The sequence below is a fragment of the Streptomyces sp. A012304 genome, assembly GCF_026008495.1.
GTDB lineage: Bacteria > Actinomycetota > Actinomycetes > Streptomycetales > Streptomycetaceae > Streptomyces.
The window spans coordinates 1-501 of record NZ_BQUN01000122.1 but is presented as its reverse complement, the minus strand read 5'-3'; the positions used below and the strand labels follow the sequence as shown (position 1 = coordinate 501).

Below are 501 nucleotides of genomic sequence, written 5' to 3'. Positions count from 1 at the left end.
GGCACGGCGGTGAACCAGGACGGGGCGAGCAATGGTCTGACGGCGCCGAACGGGCCGTCGCAGCAGCGGGTGATCCGGCAGGCGCTGGCGAGCGCGGGTCTGTCGGCCGGCGACGTGGACGCGGTGGAGGCGCACGGTACGGGCACGACCCTCGGTGACCCGATCGAGGCGCAGGCGATCATCGACACCTACGGCCAGGACCGTCCGGGCGAACGGCCACTGTATCTCGGGTCGTTGAAGTCGAACATCGGTCACGCGCAGGCCGCGGCGGGTGTGGCGGGCGTGATCAAGATGGTCATGGCGCTCCGTGAGGGGGTGCTGCCGCAGACCCTGCACGTGAGCGAACCGACGCCGCATGTGGACTGGTCGGCGGGTGCGGTGGAGCTGTTGACGGATGCGCGGGAGTGGCCGGAGGTGGAGGGGCGTCCGCGTCGGGCGGCGGTGTCGTCCTTCGGTATCAGTGGGACGAACGCGCATGTGATCGTGGAGCAGGCTCCGGAG

1 protein-coding gene is annotated in these 501 nt (G+C 70.7%); it reads left to right on the top strand.

Annotation, left to right across the window (positions count from 1 at the left end; genetic code table 11):
* Positions 1-501: polyketide synthase (locus tag ALMP_RS32445; RefSeq protein ID WP_264934967.1), on the top strand; the 501-nt coding region annotated here is incomplete at both ends.